This window comes from Providencia sp., assembly GCF_052096715.1.
Lineage (GTDB): Bacteria > Pseudomonadota > Gammaproteobacteria > Enterobacterales > Enterobacteriaceae > Providencia.
Genome location: NZ_JBQDNB010000005.1, coordinates 41,830 through 56,038, shown reverse-complemented (window position 1 = coordinate 56,038; position 14,209 = coordinate 41,830). Strand labels below are relative to the sequence as shown.

At 40.3% G+C, this 14,209-nt stretch carries 11 protein-coding genes; 3 read left to right on the top strand and 8 right to left on the bottom strand.

Features of this window, described 5'->3' with window-relative positions; translation table 11 throughout:
* Positions 1 to 74 precede the first annotated feature (74 nt).
* Entirely contained in the window at positions 75 to 1,463 is a 1,389-nt protein-coding gene (locus ACTH6U_RS05925) for a uracil-xanthine permease family protein (RefSeq protein WP_441831806.1), read from the bottom strand.
* A 234-nt stretch (positions 1,464 to 1,697) separates the two neighbouring features.
* Between ACTH6U_RS05925 and gltS the strand changes: the two genes are divergently transcribed.
* Positions 1,698 to 2,912: a sodium/glutamate symporter gene (gene gltS / locus ACTH6U_RS05920; protein WP_294107136.1), complete on the top strand. Its 1,215-nt coding sequence runs from the start codon at positions 1,698 to 1,700 to the stop codon at positions 2,910 to 2,912.
* 93 nt (positions 2,913 to 3,005) lie between these two features.
* Here the strand turns inward: gltS and recG are convergent, their stop codons facing one another.
* The 5 genes from recG to gmk all read right to left on the bottom strand — a co-directional run bounded on the left by recG (position 3,006) and on the right by gmk (position 9,014).
* On the bottom strand, positions 3,006 to 5,087 hold the full coding sequence (gene recG / locus ACTH6U_RS05915) for an ATP-dependent DNA helicase RecG (RefSeq protein WP_434720294.1): 2,082 nt from the start codon (positions 5,085 to 5,087) through the stop codon (positions 3,006 to 3,008).
* Between the two features lie 90 nt (positions 5,088 to 5,177).
* Complete coding sequence (gene trmH / locus ACTH6U_RS05910; protein ID WP_294107138.1) at positions 5,178 to 5,888, bottom strand: tRNA (guanosine(18)-2'-O)-methyltransferase TrmH; 711 nt, start codon at positions 5,886 to 5,888, stop codon at positions 5,178 to 5,180.
* 34 nt (positions 5,889 to 5,922) lie between these two features.
* The gene (gene spoT, locus ACTH6U_RS05905) at positions 5,923 to 8,040 is read right to left on the bottom strand and encodes a bifunctional GTP diphosphokinase/guanosine-3',5'-bis pyrophosphate 3'-pyrophosphohydrolase (RefSeq protein WP_294107139.1); all 2,118 of its coding nucleotides are present in this window, start codon (positions 8,038 to 8,040) and stop codon (positions 5,923 to 5,925) included.
* Positions 8,041 to 8,059: 19 nt separating this feature from the next.
* On the bottom strand, positions 8,060 to 8,335 hold the full coding sequence (rpoZ, locus tag ACTH6U_RS05900; RefSeq protein ID WP_294107140.1) for a DNA-directed RNA polymerase subunit omega: 276 nt from the start codon (positions 8,333 to 8,335) through the stop codon (positions 8,060 to 8,062).
* Between the two features lie 55 nt (positions 8,336 to 8,390).
* Complete coding sequence (gene gmk, locus ACTH6U_RS05895) at positions 8,391 to 9,014, bottom strand: guanylate kinase (RefSeq protein WP_441831805.1); 624 nt, start codon at positions 9,012 to 9,014, stop codon at positions 8,391 to 8,393.
* A gap of 386 nt (positions 9,015 to 9,400) precedes the next feature.
* On the opposite strand from gmk, the gene ligB reads away from it, so the two are divergent.
* Positions 9,401 to 11,035, top strand: a complete 1,635-nt coding sequence (ligB, locus tag ACTH6U_RS05890; protein ID WP_441831804.1) for an NAD-dependent DNA ligase LigB — start codon at positions 9,401 to 9,403, stop codon at positions 11,033 to 11,035.
* 53 nt (positions 11,036 to 11,088) lie between these two features.
* Here ligB and ACTH6U_RS05885 read toward each other — a convergent pair whose 3' ends face one another.
* Positions 11,089 to 11,703 carry a trimeric intracellular cation channel family protein gene (locus tag ACTH6U_RS05885; RefSeq protein WP_294107143.1) on the bottom strand — a complete coding sequence of 205 codons (615 nt, stop codon included), beginning with the start codon at positions 11,701 to 11,703 and terminating at the stop codon, positions 11,089 to 11,091.
* Between the two features lie 123 nt (positions 11,704 to 11,826).
* Between ACTH6U_RS05885 and ACTH6U_RS05880 the strand changes: the two genes are divergently transcribed.
* A complete protein-coding gene (locus tag ACTH6U_RS05880; protein WP_441831803.1) occupies positions 11,827 to 13,152 on the top strand; it encodes a DUF3748 domain-containing protein in 1,326 nt (441 codons plus the stop codon).
* 388 nt (positions 13,153 to 13,540) lie between these two features.
* On the opposite strand, the gene ACTH6U_RS05875 is transcribed toward ACTH6U_RS05880, so the two are convergent.
* A complete protein-coding gene (locus ACTH6U_RS05875; protein ID WP_434720289.1) occupies positions 13,541 to 13,810 on the bottom strand; it encodes a YceK/YidQ family lipoprotein in 270 nt (89 codons plus the stop codon).
* Between the last annotated feature and the right edge of the window lie 399 nt (positions 13,811 to 14,209).

Sequence of the window (14,209 nt, the reverse complement as noted above, 5' to 3'; positions counted from 1 at the left end):
TTAAATGTCGAGCAATTAAGGATAGCATACAGAAGAACCGCCAGAAGATTCAACTCTGGCGGTAGAATGATGGACTATTTTTCGAGGGGAAAGATTAAATTCAGAATAATTGCAGTAAGACCGCCAGCAGCGATACCTGATGAAAACAGTGTTTTTAGCCAGTCAGGCGCAAATTGTAATATCAATGGTTGCTGAGAAACGCCCATTCCAACGGCCAAAGAAAGCGCAATAATCATAATGGCACGGCGGTTAAGTGGCTCACGGGATACAATTCGAACACCCGAAGCGGCAATGGTGCCAAACATCACAATTGTGGCACCGCCTAGAACGGGTTCAGGAATTTGTTGCACAAAACCTGCGACCGCAGGAAACAAACCAAGTAATACCAGCATCGATGCGACAATATAACCGACATAACGACTTGCAACGCCAGTTAGCTGAATGACACCATTATTTTGGCCGAAGCAAGAATTTGGAAAGGTATTGAAAACAGCCGATACCATCGAATTCAAACCATTGGCTAAAACGCCGCCTTTGATACGTTTCATATATAACGGGCCTCTAACTGGCTGCTCAGAAACGTCCGACGTTGCGGTAATATCACCAATAGTTTCTAAAGATGTCACCATAAAAATTAAAATCAGCGGGATAAGCAGATTCCAATCAAATGACAAACCATAATAGAAAGGCTCTGGAATAATGATAATTGATTGTTTGGCCTCAGCAGCTTGAGCCGCCGGCAGCATATCCATCCACCAAGCAACGAGATAACCCACAGCCATCGCAATGACGAGAGATGCAACGCGTAAATAGGGATTCTTTTGTCGATTAAGTAAGATAATGACCGCGAGTACTACACCGGCAAGGATTAGGTAGTCAGGAGAGCCAAAGGTATTGTCGCTGATAGCGCCATAACCGCCGCCAATAGAGGTCAAACCAACTTGAATGAGTGATAAACCGATAATCATCACGACAACGCCTGAAACTAATGGCGTAATGACGCGGCGAGCTAAGTGTAGAAAGCGAGATAAAATAACTTCAGCGAGTGCAGCAACGAGTAGCGTGCCAAATAGAGCTGCCATCATTGATGGAATATCTGCTCCGCCTTGTTTAAGTGCAACACCCCCCATAATCAAAGGTGCAACAAAGTTAAAGCTCGTGCCTTGAATCGAAAGTAAGCCAGAGCCAATAGGCCCCCATGCTCTAATTTGTATTAAAGATGCTATACCCGATGCAAATAACGACATACTGATTATGCGCTGAGTATCGTGAGCTGGTAGTCCTAACGACTGGCAAATTAGCATTGCAGGTGTAATAACGGCAACGAACATTGCAAGAAGATGTTGCCCAGCAGCAAATAGTGCTTGAGGCAGCGGTGGCCTATCTTCAAGCCGATAAATCAATTCACTTTGTGGTTGTGCCGTTGTTTCAACGTTCTGTTTTTCAGACGCTGTTGTGTTCATTATTTTATTTCCTGCCGCCAAAAAACGCATTGTAAATGGACTAGCCCAAAAAGCAATCGTTTGCGTAAAATATTTTTTTTATTTTTTAAATTGATAACATCACATTTTTATATGTTTTAACTTGTGTTTAGTGTAGATTTTTTTTCTAATCCTATCACCTGCTTTGGCGTTTTAAGGAAGAAATTAACGTCTTATTTAGTTTTATATAATATTAACAACAGACGAGGTACGTACATGTATCATCTTGATGTCTACGGTACTCTGGTAGCAGCTACGCTAGTGTTATTGCTTGGACGTAAACTTGTAAAATCGGTTCCCTTTCTTGAGAAGTACACAATTCCTGAACCCGTTGCGGGGGGATTGTTAGTTGCTTTTAGTCTTTTACTTATTAAGCAACTTTTTGATTGGAGCCTTTCTTTTGACTTATCATTGCAAGAACCCATGATGCTAGCATTCTTTGCTACAATTGGTTTGAATGCGAATTTAGCCAGTTTAAAAGCTGGTGGCAAAGCGTTATTTATTTTTATTTTTGTCGTTGTAGGCCTATTGCTAGTGCAAAATACAGTCGGTATCGCACTTGCAAAATTATTGGGTTTAGATCCACTCATGGGGCTGTTAGCCGGATCAGTAACTTTATCAGGTGGGCATGGTACAGGTGCTGCTTGGGGTAAAATCTTCGTTGAAGATTATGGTTTTAAAAGTGCAACTGAAGTTGCTATGGCTTGTGCAACATTTGGTCTAGTTTTAGGTGGCTTAATCGGTGGGCCTGTTGCACGTTTCTTAATTCGCAATATCCCAACGCCAGGCACTGCATCAGATGAGCAAGATGTACCAACGGCATTTGAAAAACCCCAATCTGGTCGTATGATTTCATCAATGGTATTAATTGAAACCATTGCTTTGATCGCTATTTGTTTGTTGGCTGGGAGCTATATTTCAGAGCTTTTAGCAGGAACCGCGTTTGCTTTACCTAAATTTGTCTGCGTGCTTTTTGTCGGTGTCATTTTAAGTAATAGTTTGTCTTTACTGGGTTTTTATCGTGTTTTCGATAGAGCCGTCTCTGTTCTTGGAAACGTCAGCCTTTCATTATTCCTTGCTATGGCATTGATGAGCTTGAAGTTATGGGAATTGGCGTCTTTAGCCATTCCAATGATTATTATCCTTGCGGTACAAGCTTGTGTGATGGCAGGTTACGCGATTTTTGTGACCTTCCGTGTTATGGGCAAAAATTATGATGCTGCCATTTTAGCGGCTGGGCATTGTGGTTTTGGTTTAGGGGCGACTCCGACCGCGATTGCTAATATGCAAGCGGTAACCGATAAGTTTGGACCATCTCATTTGGCATTCTTAGTGGTGCCAATGGTCGGTGCATTCTTTATTGATATTGTGAATGCACTCGTGATCAAACTTTACCTATGGTTACCTATTTTTCCAACGATCGGTGGGTAACATTTTTTAAAAACAATAATATATAGCAGGTATTGCCGTGACATTGTTCACGGCAATTTTCATTTTAAGGCGTTATTTAAGTATGGGGAGTATTTAAGCGTGGCTGTATTGCTCTCGCTCAGGGAGCCATCTCTCGATAATTTGTTGGGCATTGTCAGGGTAATGTTGTTGGATATGTCGAGCAATCCGTTGTACTTCTGGCAACATATATTGGTCACGAAGTAGGTCAGCAACTTTAAAATCTGCATTACCTGTTTGTCTGGTGCCGAGTAATTCACCAGGGCCTCGGATTTCAAGATCTTTTTGGGCAATGACAAAGCCATCATTACTATCACGTAAGACTTGTAAGCGTTGTTTGGCGGTATGTGTCATTGGTGTCTTATAGAGCAATACACAGTGCGAGGCGATAGCCCCACGTCCGACTCGGCCTCTTAATTGATGTAATTGTGCCAGCCCAAGGCGCTCAGGATTATCAATAATCATCAAACTTGCGTTAGGGACGTCAACCCCGACTTCAATAACGGTAGTTGCTACAAGCAGTTGAATTTCATTATTTTTAAAAGCAGCCATAACGCTTTGTTTTTCTGATGATTTCATTCTGCCATGAACTAATCCAACTTTTAGCTCGGGTAACGCTAAAGCCAGTTCTTCACTGGTAACTTGTGCTGCCTGCGCTTCTAATAACTCGGACTCATCAATTAGCGTACAGACCCAATAAGCTTGTCGCCCTTCGTCAATACAGGCTTGTCTGACGCGTTCAATAATATCGTTTCGTCTTGTATCTGGAATAGCGACAGTAGTGACCGGTGTTCGACCCGGAGGAAGTTCATCAATAACGGAGGTGTCTAAGTCTGCATAAGCCGTCATAGCTAACGTGCGTGGGATTGGCGTAGCGGTCATAATCAATTGATGTGGATGAAAGCCTTGTTGTTCACCCTTCTCTCGCAGAGCGAGGCGCTGATGTACTCCAAAGCGGTGTTGTTCATCAATAACAATCAATCCTAATGATTTAAATTTGATTTGTTCTTGAAATATGGCATGTGTACCGACCACCATCGCAACTTCGCCATTGGCAATGGCTTCTTGTTGCTGCTGGCGTGCTTTACCTTTTTGTTTACCAGCAAGCCAACCAACTTGGAGACCCATAGGTTCAAGCCATTGTTTGAAGGTATTGACGTGTTGTTCAGCGAGTATCTCGGTGGGGGCCATTAACGCAACTTGTTGACCATTTTCAATCGCACAAATGGCAGCTAGCGCTGCAACAAGGGTTTTTCCTGATCCAACATCCCCTTGAATTAATCGCATCATGGGGGCATCTTTCATTAAGTCCTGTTCAATTTCAGCGACAACCCGATTTTGGGCATTCGTTGGTGAAAATGGTAACTGTGCTAATAATTGGGACTTTAATTTTCCAGTTGGTGTTAATGATTTGGCATAAAGGCGTTCATTGCCTGCTCGGATCGCTAACATACTCAAATGGTGAGCTAACAATTCTTCGAGTATGAGCCGTTTTTGTGCAGGATGATGGCCTTTTTCAAGTTCACTTAACTCAACATCTGGCGGTGGGTTGTGTAGCAAACGAATCGCATCAGGTAAGCTGATTAAACCACGACTAAGTTCATCCGGTAGAAGTTCTTTAATATTTCCGCTTTCAAGCATCCCGAGTGCTTGATCCATTACTTTTCTCAGTGTTATTTGACGAACACCTTCAGTGGTGGGGTAAACTGGCGTCAAATTTTCCTGAAGGGTAATATTATCGGTATCTTGAGATACTTTATATTCGGGATGAATAATTTCAGGCCCTTGCATGCCTCGGCGGACTTCACCGTAGGCGGTCACGCTGCGCCCTTCAGCTAAATTATTTTTCATTGCAGCAGAAAAATTAAAGAAGCGTAACGTCAAATTTCCAGTTCCATCACTGATGAGACAAGTCATCATTTTTTTACGACCAAATAGTACTTTGGTTTGTAAAACTTCGCCTGTCACTGTTGCCGTCGTACCAGGAAGAAGATCGCGAATTTGATAAAGGCGGGTATGGTCTTCATAGCGAAGAGGAAAATGTAATAGCAGATCTTGAACAGTGTTCAAACCTATCTTACTCATTTTTTCTGACTGGCTGGCACCAACGCCATGTAAGGAGGTCAGTGAAATGGTATCAAGTAGCCCACTATTCATGGTTTCGTCCTTAATCTTATACTCGCAATGCTTCAAGTTACGGCGGAATTCAGTTTTTCCGAGTCATAGGTTTTGGGTAATTAATGAATCTTATTCTTTGTAGTTTGATTTTTTATTTCGTTGTTGCATTTGCGCCCACCATTCATCGTCGGCTTCAATTTGCCCTATATTATTAATGTAAGGGCGAGCAAGTCCTTTACGCTTAGAGACCTCAGCTAAGACAGGATAGCCACCTTCAAACAACCATTCTTGCTGTTCTTCTTCAGATAATAAACTATGTTCTCTTTCATACATTCCTGCGAGCTGACGTTGGCGCTGTGCTTCATATAAAATAAGTGCAGAGGCGACAGAAACATTAAGAGACTGCACCATCCCAGCCATTGGAATAATGATGTGTTGATCTGCGAGAGCTAAGGCTCTAGGCGAAATGCCTTTTTTTTCTTGTCCCATCATAATACAGGTTGGGCGGGTATAATCAATTTCACGAAAATCTACGGCGTGATCGGATAGATTAGTCGCTAAAACCTGCATATTCTGTGATTTTATTGAGAAAATAGCTTCTTCGGTAGATTGGTGAGAGATGACTTTTACCCAGCTATTACTACCAGCGGCGGAAGAGACAGATAGTTTGACGTGTTGATCAGGCCAAATCCCATGGATTTGATGTATACCTACAGCGTCTGCACTGCGAACAATGGCAGAAACGTTATGAGGCTTATGAATTTCTTCAAGGCAAATGGTTAGGTCGGGCTGCCGCATCGCCATCATTTGGCAAATGCGGCGATAGCGGCGTTCATTCATAGTTAATTAGAGTATCTTGTTAATTAATATATCGTTAGTTACGATTTCGACTGACTCGCAGAACATCAGGCATAATACGTATTTTGCGCATAACATTGGCCAATTGGACACGATTTTTCGTGGTCAGACGGATAAAGGCGCAATAGACACGGCCATCTTTTTCTTCGGTATTCATGCTTTGAATGCTTGAGTTCGCATCATTAATAGCTGCGGTCAAGTTAGCAAGTGCACCTTGATGGTTAATCATGTCGACTTTGATTTCTGCAATGAAATCTGTGTCAGTTTCGTTATCCCATTCTACCGCCATAAATTTATCGGGCTCTTTTTGGTAGCCTCTAATATTACGGCATGATTCATGGTGAATAACTAACCCTTTACCGGGGCTGATATGGGCGATGATTGGGTCCCCAGGAATAGGGCGACAACATTTTGCGAATGTAATCAAGACACCATCAGCACCTTTGATCGATAATTTACTACGACTTTCGACGATGATTTGGTCGTCAGGAGTGGTTTGCGGGTTGTTCTGTAAGTTACGCGCAACCACCACACTCATGGCATTACCTAAACCAATTTCAGCCAATAAATCATCGATAGAATGCAGTTTCATGCGAGCCAATTCAGCATCAATATTGGCTTGCGGTACATCACTTAATTTATTTCCAGCACCGAGTGCGTGGTTTAATAACCGACGACCTAAATTAACCGAGTCTTCTCGTTTTAAATTTTTCAGTAATTGACGTATTTTGGCGCGAGCTTTAGAACTGACCACAAAGTTGAGCCAAGCTGCATTCGGTCTTGCGCCCGGCGCGGTGATAATTTCAACCGTTTGACCACTCGTCAGCGATTGAGACAGTGGATAAGGTTGACGGTCAACGCGGGCACCAACACAGGCATGACCAATATCGGTATGTACCGCATAGGCAAAGTCAACGGGTGTTGCGCCAGTGGGTAATTCGACAATACGACCTTCTGGTGTGAACACATAAATTTCATCAGGGAATAAGTCTGATTTCACACTCTCAATAAATTCAAAAGAACTTCCTGCGCTTTGTTGGAGCTCAAGTAAGCTTTGCATCCAGCGTTGGGCTCTAACTTGTGCAGTTGTGCCTTGTTCGCCTTGTTCTTTATAGGCCCAGTGTGCAGCTACCCCCATTTCAGCCATTTGATCCATATCTTCAGTACGGATTTGAACTTCAACAGGTACGCCGTGTGGCCCAATTAATGAGGTATGCAAAGATTGATAGCCATTCGCTTTGGGTATTGCAATATAGTCTTTAATACGTCCTGGACGAGGTTTATACAGGCTGTGCATTTGGCCTAAAACGCGATAGCAAGTATCGACATCTTTAACAATCACTCTAAAGGCATAGATATCCATAATTGAATGGAATCGCTGCTCTTTTTGATGCATTTTACGATAAATAGAGTAAAGATGCTTTTCGCGCCCACTGACTCGGCACGGTACACCAGCCTCTGTTAATCGACCGTCAATTTCAGAGAGGATTTTTTGGATCATCTCTTTACGGTTACCACGAGCCGCTTTGACAACTTCTTTGATAACACGATAGCGGTTTGGATACAGAGCTTCAAAACCGAGCTCTTCTAACTCAGTTTTAATATGGTGTATACCTAGTCGGTGTGCTAGGGGGCTATAAATCTCTAATGTTTCACGCGCAATACGTCGACGCTTATCTGGCCTTAATGAGCCAAGCGTGCGCATATTGTGAGTGCGGTCTGCCAGTTTTATCAAAATAACCCGGATGTCTTTTACCATCGCCATGATCATTTTGCGGAAGTTTTCTGCTTGAGCTTCTTTTTTGTCGCGAAAATTTAATTTATCAAGTTTGGATACGCCTTCGACAAGACCGGCGACAGTAGTTCCAAACAATTGCTCTATATCCTGAAATGTCGCTGGAGTATCTTCAATCACATCATGAAGTAGCGCGGCCATTAATGTCTCATGATCCAAGCGCATTTCAGCTAAAATACAAGCAACAGCAACCGGGTGAGTAATATAAGGCTCACCACTTGAACGGGTTTGTCCTTCATGGGCATCCCGTGCAACGACATAGGCTTTTCTCAGTAATTCAATCTGCTCTTTAGGAAGATATTTTTGAATGACTAGATTAAGGCTTTCAAACAGATACAAGGCAGACCCACCTTAGTGATTAGCGACGACCTTCAGCGATAGCAGATACTGCCTGCATTTCAGCCGCTTCTTGCTCTTGCTGCTCTTGACGCTCACGGACATCTAAAATGTGACCGTTAATTAAACCTTCTTCTATTTCACGTAGCGCGATAACCGTATATTTATCATTTTCTTCAGGAACGAGAGCGTCTTTACCACCAGTTTGTAACTGACGAGCTCTACGTGCTGCGACCAATACGAGGTCAAAACGGTTACCAATTTTCTCTACTGCATCTTGAACAGTTACGCGTGCCATAAGTGTGCTACTCCAAAGAAATAAAAAATGACCTGATATGATACTGAAACTATTCTCAGTCTGCTAGTAATTTGCTGATTAAAGCATCATATCTCTGAATTTGACGCTCTAATTTTAAACGCTCAGTACGTATAATTGATTGTAGATCGCTTAATGCCGTATTGAAATCATCATTAACAATGAGGTAATCATACTCATTATAATGTTCAATTTCACCAACAGCTTGCGACATACGTTTTTCAATGACTTCATCACTATCTTGGCCTCGGCCACGAAGTCGACGATAAAGCTCATCTTTTGACGGAGGGAGTATAAAAATACTACGCGCTGCGGGCATTTTATCTCGAATTTGTTGCGCTCCCTGCCAATCAATATCAAGAAAAACATCAACACCACTTTTGAGTACATCTTCAATGATAGGTTTAGATGTTCCATAGTAGTTTCCAAAAACACAAGCGTGTTCTAAAAACTCATTATTTTCGGCCATCTGTATGAAATCAGCTTCAGAAACAAAAAAGTAGTGCTCACCATGAACTTCTCCTGGGCGCGCTGCTCTTGTTGTATGAGAAACAGAAACTTGAGTGTCATACAATGGTTGCGTCTTCAACAGAGCCTGGATCAGACTTGATTTACCTGCACCGCTAGGGGCGGAAATTATATATAACGTGCCTTGTATCATGATGGTTTCTTGAATAATCGAGGGTTAAACATAAAAGATAGTGATAAACCTCACATAGTATACACGTACTTAACCTAACATGCAGCGTTATCAATAAATCATGGATAGCTGAAAATAAAATTTAATTCATAGCCGAATTGTGAACAGGTTCCAAAAATTAATTTTATTCCCATGAAATTAACATTTGTTTTGCGAAGCGTTTTGCAATTCGTTGTATTTATAGCAGATGGTAACGAAAAAGCACTTCATGATTAAGGCCGAGGATAAATTTTTAGGGCAATAAATGATAACAAGGAATAGTTATGGCTTGTGCCACAAGGAAACGTATTTTAATTGTAATTTATTATATAAGCGTATTAATAATCACATTCGGTAGTGGGATTAAATTGGCTCAAGCCTCAAAAGTTGAATCAAAAGAAATTAATAGTGATTGCCATACGCGAAATATGACTCTATTCGCTAAAGAAAATTATAAATTGGGTGAACAATTACAACAGTGGAATGAAGCGTATCGTTTAGCGGGGAATAGTCCGGTGAACGATGAAATTTATGATCAACTTTTTGATAAGTGGCAGCGTCGGCAACGTTGCCAAAATTTATCAGATGTTCTCTCTGCAGTGAATATCTCGCAACAATCTGATTTGATTAAGCATCCTATTCCTCATACTGGTTTAAAAAAGCTTAATGAAACTGAGATAAATACTTGGATAAGTTCTCGTAACGAGATTTGGTTACAACCGAAAATTGACGGTGTTGCCGTTAGTTTAGTGTATGAAAGAGGGCGACTTGTTTCTGTTATTAGCCGAGGAAATGGTATTGAAGGGCTAAATTGGCGTGAGAAAGCGAATTTTATTCCAGCTATCCCGAAAAAAATTGCTACGCAGGAACCATTATTAGTCTTACAAGGAGAAATTTATTGGAAGCTGGCTAACCATGTACAAGAAAAGTATGGGGGAATGAATGCAAGAAACAAGATTGCAGGTTGGCTAATGCGAAAAATTTCACCTATTCAAATAGAAAATGATATCGATATATTTATATGGGCTTGGCCAGAAGGGCATCCAAAATATGAAATACAACTTGGGCGACTAACTGAATTAGGTTTTGCATCGGCGGAAAAATATAGCCATAAAATTGAGAACATAGCGCAAGTAAAACAATGGCGTGAGCATTACTATCGTAGCCAAATGCCTTTTGCAACAGATGGTATTGTATTAAAAAGCTTTCCCCCACCAAAAATTACTGCATGGCAGCCAAGTCAAAATAGTTGGGCGATCGCATGGAAATATCCATTGCAGAGTGTTGTTTCAGAAATTAAAGACTTGCAGTTTCGTGTCGGACGAACGGGACTTGTTAGTGTAGTTTCAATTATAGAACCTATCGAAATAGACAGTAAAATAGTGCGTAAAGTAAATGTGGGATCTCTAAATACATGGAAGAAGAAGGATTTATTGGTTGGCGATCAGGTGCAAGTTTCTTTAGCGGGTCATGGTGCACCTAAAATTGAGAATGTTGTTTGGCGTTTAAAAAAGCGTCAATATCCTGATACTACCAAACTTGAACAGTTTCATTTTTTAAGTTGTTTGAGGTATTCGCCTGATTGTTTTCAGCAGTTTACTGCAAGGTTAACGTGGCTTGGCAAGCAAATTAAAATTAAAGGGGTGAGTGAGGCAACTTGGCGGTTATGGGTTGAAAATTATGGCATCACGCAGCTTACAACTTGGTTATCTCCTCATTGGCAGCAACAGTTACCAAATACGAGAAAAACAGCTCAATTTATCAATCAATTGCAAGTCGCCATGTCGCAACCATTAGGTCTATGGTTAAAAGGCTTTGGTATTCCATTGAAGCAACAACAAATTATGAAAATAAAAAGTTTAGATATGATTTTTAATTCTACTTTTTTAAAAGATATAAATGTATCTAAGAACCAAAAGAAAAAACTAAACCAGTGGTTAGGAGAGCCTGAGATACAAAAACTATTGCAGATACTGCAAGAAGTAAAACAAACAGGCCATTAATTATATAATGAATTAATGGCTTATAGTGATGGATTATGTATGTTTTTTTAGGTTTAATCTTGATTTTCGTAATTGAAAATAGGTAATCCTAAGCGGTAACGTATTGCGATTAACCTAGCACTCAAACCTGTTACTAATGTAATAATCACCACAATATCTTGTGGGAGAGGGGTGTAAAGTAATCCAATATAAATCCATGCCGCAGCAAATGAAACGCCAGCATAGACTTCTTTTTGGAAAACAAGCGGAATAGTATTACACAGCATATCTCTGAGTACGCCGCCAAATACACCCGTTATTACCGCCGCAATTGCTGCAATAATAGGGCTATAATTCATATCTAGTGCGATTTGAGCACCAAGAATAGAAAAAACAATTAAGCCAATTGCATCAAGGATAAGAAAGAGTCGTCGTAAATGCTTCATCATCGGCGCTATCCACATAGTGACGACAGCAGCGCCTGCTACAGTGAGGATATACTCAGGGTGTTTAACCCAACCCAAAGGATAGTGACCAAGAAGAATGTCACGTACAGAGCCACCGCCAATAGCGGTTGCTGAGGCGATAATAATGACACCGAAGACATCCATTTTGCGACGACCCGCGGCAAGAGCACCGGTCATGGCTTCTGCGGTAATACCTATTATATAGAGAACACTTAATAACATAATGGTTTTATTCAATACTAAAGTTATTGCTAAAGGGTAATATGCCTTGCGTAAATTCTCGACTGAGATTTTCTAGTATCTCGCATGACAGATTAGTTAAAGTAATCCGATAGTCTGTGTTAAATGATGTTAAAGGATAACAGATTGAATAGTCAATTACCTTATAAAGAAACACGTATAACCGATGACAAAAGAAGTCATCAACTTACTAACATTAATGTTTGGACGCCTGATAGTCAGTGGTTAGCGTATGATGTTCGCCCTAGTGGCAGTTCATTTACGGGGTTATCAATAGAAAAAATTCATGTGAAGACAAAGCAGCAAGTCGAAATTTATCGTGCAAAGTATGGTTCACATGTTGGCGTGGTGACGGTCAGTGCTGAGAACCCACCGCGATATGCATTTATTCATGGTCCTGAACACCCTGATGAGCACTGGCAATATGATTTTCATCATAGAAGGGGGGTATATGTTAATGATGGCGAGCTTAATGTGGCTCATGGTATTGATGCTATGTGTATCACGCCTCCCTATATTGTAGGCGCCCTGAGAGGGGGGACTCATGTACATGTGTTTAGCCCTGACGGAAAATGGTTGAGTTTTACCTATAATGACCATGTTATGCATGAGCTTGGCGTGCAGTATGACCAACGCAATGTCGCTGTGGCAGTGCCTGCGGGTAGGGTGAGTGTCGAGCCCAAACGACATGCAAGAGAATACAGCGGCGATTATTTTTGCAGTGTAGTGAGTGTCACAACACAGATGCCTAAACCAGATAGTAATGAAATTAGCCGAGCCTATGAAGAAGGGTGGATAGGGCAGCATGGCTATTTAAACGCTTCTGGGCAGTGGCAGGAAAGGGCTTTAGCGTTTATGGGTGATACCCATGCGAATAATGGTGATGTTATCCCTGAAATTTATATTGTTGACCTTCCTAATGATGCTGAAAATTTTAAAATAGCAGGAGATCAGCCAATTCAAGGAACTGAGTTTAGTTTGCCGTCGCCCCCTAAAAGTGTTTATCAAAGGCGGCTGACTTTTACACATAAAAGAAAATATCCAGGGTTAGCTAAACAGCCGAGGCATTGGCTTAGGTCATCACCAGATGGAAAGTTTATTGCTTGCTTAATGCTTGATGATAATGAAATCGTCCAGTTGTGGTTAGTTTGTACAATCACGGGTGAACTTTTTCAAATTACATATGGGGCATTATCCATACAATCGGCTTTTAATTGGGATAGTAGAGGTGAGTATATTTGTTTTGTTTATGATAATTGTGTTGTGCGTTGTCAGATCAGTACTGGTGAATTACAGGCGTTAACAGCGCGAACAGAGCTAGCACCTGTCGCTGATGCGATAGTATTTTCCCCTAATGACCGTTTAATTGCTTTTATGCGTGACGTGGATGGTTTTAGGCAATTATATATGGTTGAGACTGGGCTTGGGTAATTGGGGCATCATTTTATATTTGTAATTATTATGAATAGAGAGATGAATATGCTTCATTTTTCTATTCGTTATATTTTATCTCGAAAGATTTAATCAAATGACTATAAAATTTTCATAAATTATAAATAAATGCATTGAATGGGTTTATAACGACTAAAGTCGACTATAAACTAAGTGTATTGTTTTATTGAATTTATATCTTAAGAAAAGTAATTTTATTGAGTTAAATTTGATAATGAGTAGATGAAAGCCACCTATAAATGATGGTTATATACTGCGTGAATTATATGAAACATCAATTATTAAAATTTTATTTATTAGTATTAATTAAAACTCAATACAAAATAGTGTATGAAAATATATGAATGAGCTAGATTATATATTTTAGTTATTGTTCTGTAATATTCGTTGTGACATGTTCATGACTTTTTTCTTTTTTATCAAGCTCTTCAATTCGTTTTTTGGGTGAGTCAGCGCTTGAGTTATTATCTGATTTTGCATAATCGAGGGGAATTAAAAGCGTATCCATGACCATTGAAAATGGTAAATCGATAGCTAGCAACGGTTTAACAACCCAGCCGGTTTCTTCATCTTTAATCATTTTAATACTGTTTTTAGAGCCAGGATAATAACCTTCTGTTGGTCCCGCATGTGTCATAATGCTTGAGCATCCACATAATATAAATGGAGTCATAAGAGCGAATAATTTTACAAAAATTAAATTCGGCATATCATTTTTCAGCCTGTATTTAGATTGTGATTTCTAACAGTTGTTTATCATAACGAAAAACAAAAAATTCACAATCACAGTGTTGTACTATTATTTGAACATAGAATATTGCTAATTGTTCATTTGCTGTATTAAATCCAGATAGTTGTGAATAAAGTTAATGAATAGAGGTTAATTAGGTCGTTATTTGTTATCAATTAGAAAGTTCGACAGTATTAACTCATTAATTAGTCTTGAACTGTGCTCTATTGCACATATTACTCTATTCCTATTTGGCATAATCGATTCAGTTGTATGTTTTGTCATCGATTTTATTTTTGTTTTTTG

Coding starts and splice junctions, on each gene's coding strand:
- ACTH6U_RS05925 (WP_441831806.1), bottom strand. CDS start 1,463: ATGAACACAACAGCGTCTGAAAAACAGAACGTTGAAACAACGGCACAA.
- gltS (WP_294107136.1), top strand. CDS start 1,698: ATGTATCATCTTGATGTCTACGGTACTCTGGTAGCAGCTACGCTAGTG.
- recG (WP_434720294.1), bottom strand. CDS start 5,087: ATGAATAGTGGGCTACTTGATACCATTTCACTGACCTCCTTACATGGC.
- trmH (WP_294107138.1), bottom strand. CDS start 5,888: ATGAATGAACGCCGCTATCGCCGCATTTGCCAAATGATGGCGATGCGG.
- rpoZ (WP_294107140.1), bottom strand. CDS start 8,335: ATGGCACGCGTAACTGTTCAAGATGCAGTAGAGAAAATTGGTAACCGT.
- gmk (WP_441831805.1), bottom strand. CDS start 9,014: ATGATACAAGGCACGTTATATATAATTTCCGCCCCTAGCGGTGCAGGT.
- ACTH6U_RS05885 (WP_294107143.1), bottom strand. CDS start 11,703: ATGTTATTAAGTGTTCTCTATATAATAGGTATTACCGCAGAAGCCATG.
- ACTH6U_RS05880 (WP_441831803.1), top strand. CDS start 11,827: ATGATGTTAAAGGATAACAGATTGAATAGTCAATTACCTTATAAAGAA.
- ACTH6U_RS05875 (WP_434720289.1), bottom strand. CDS start 13,810: ATGACACATGCGGGACCAACAGAAGGTTATTATCCTGGCTCTAAAAAC.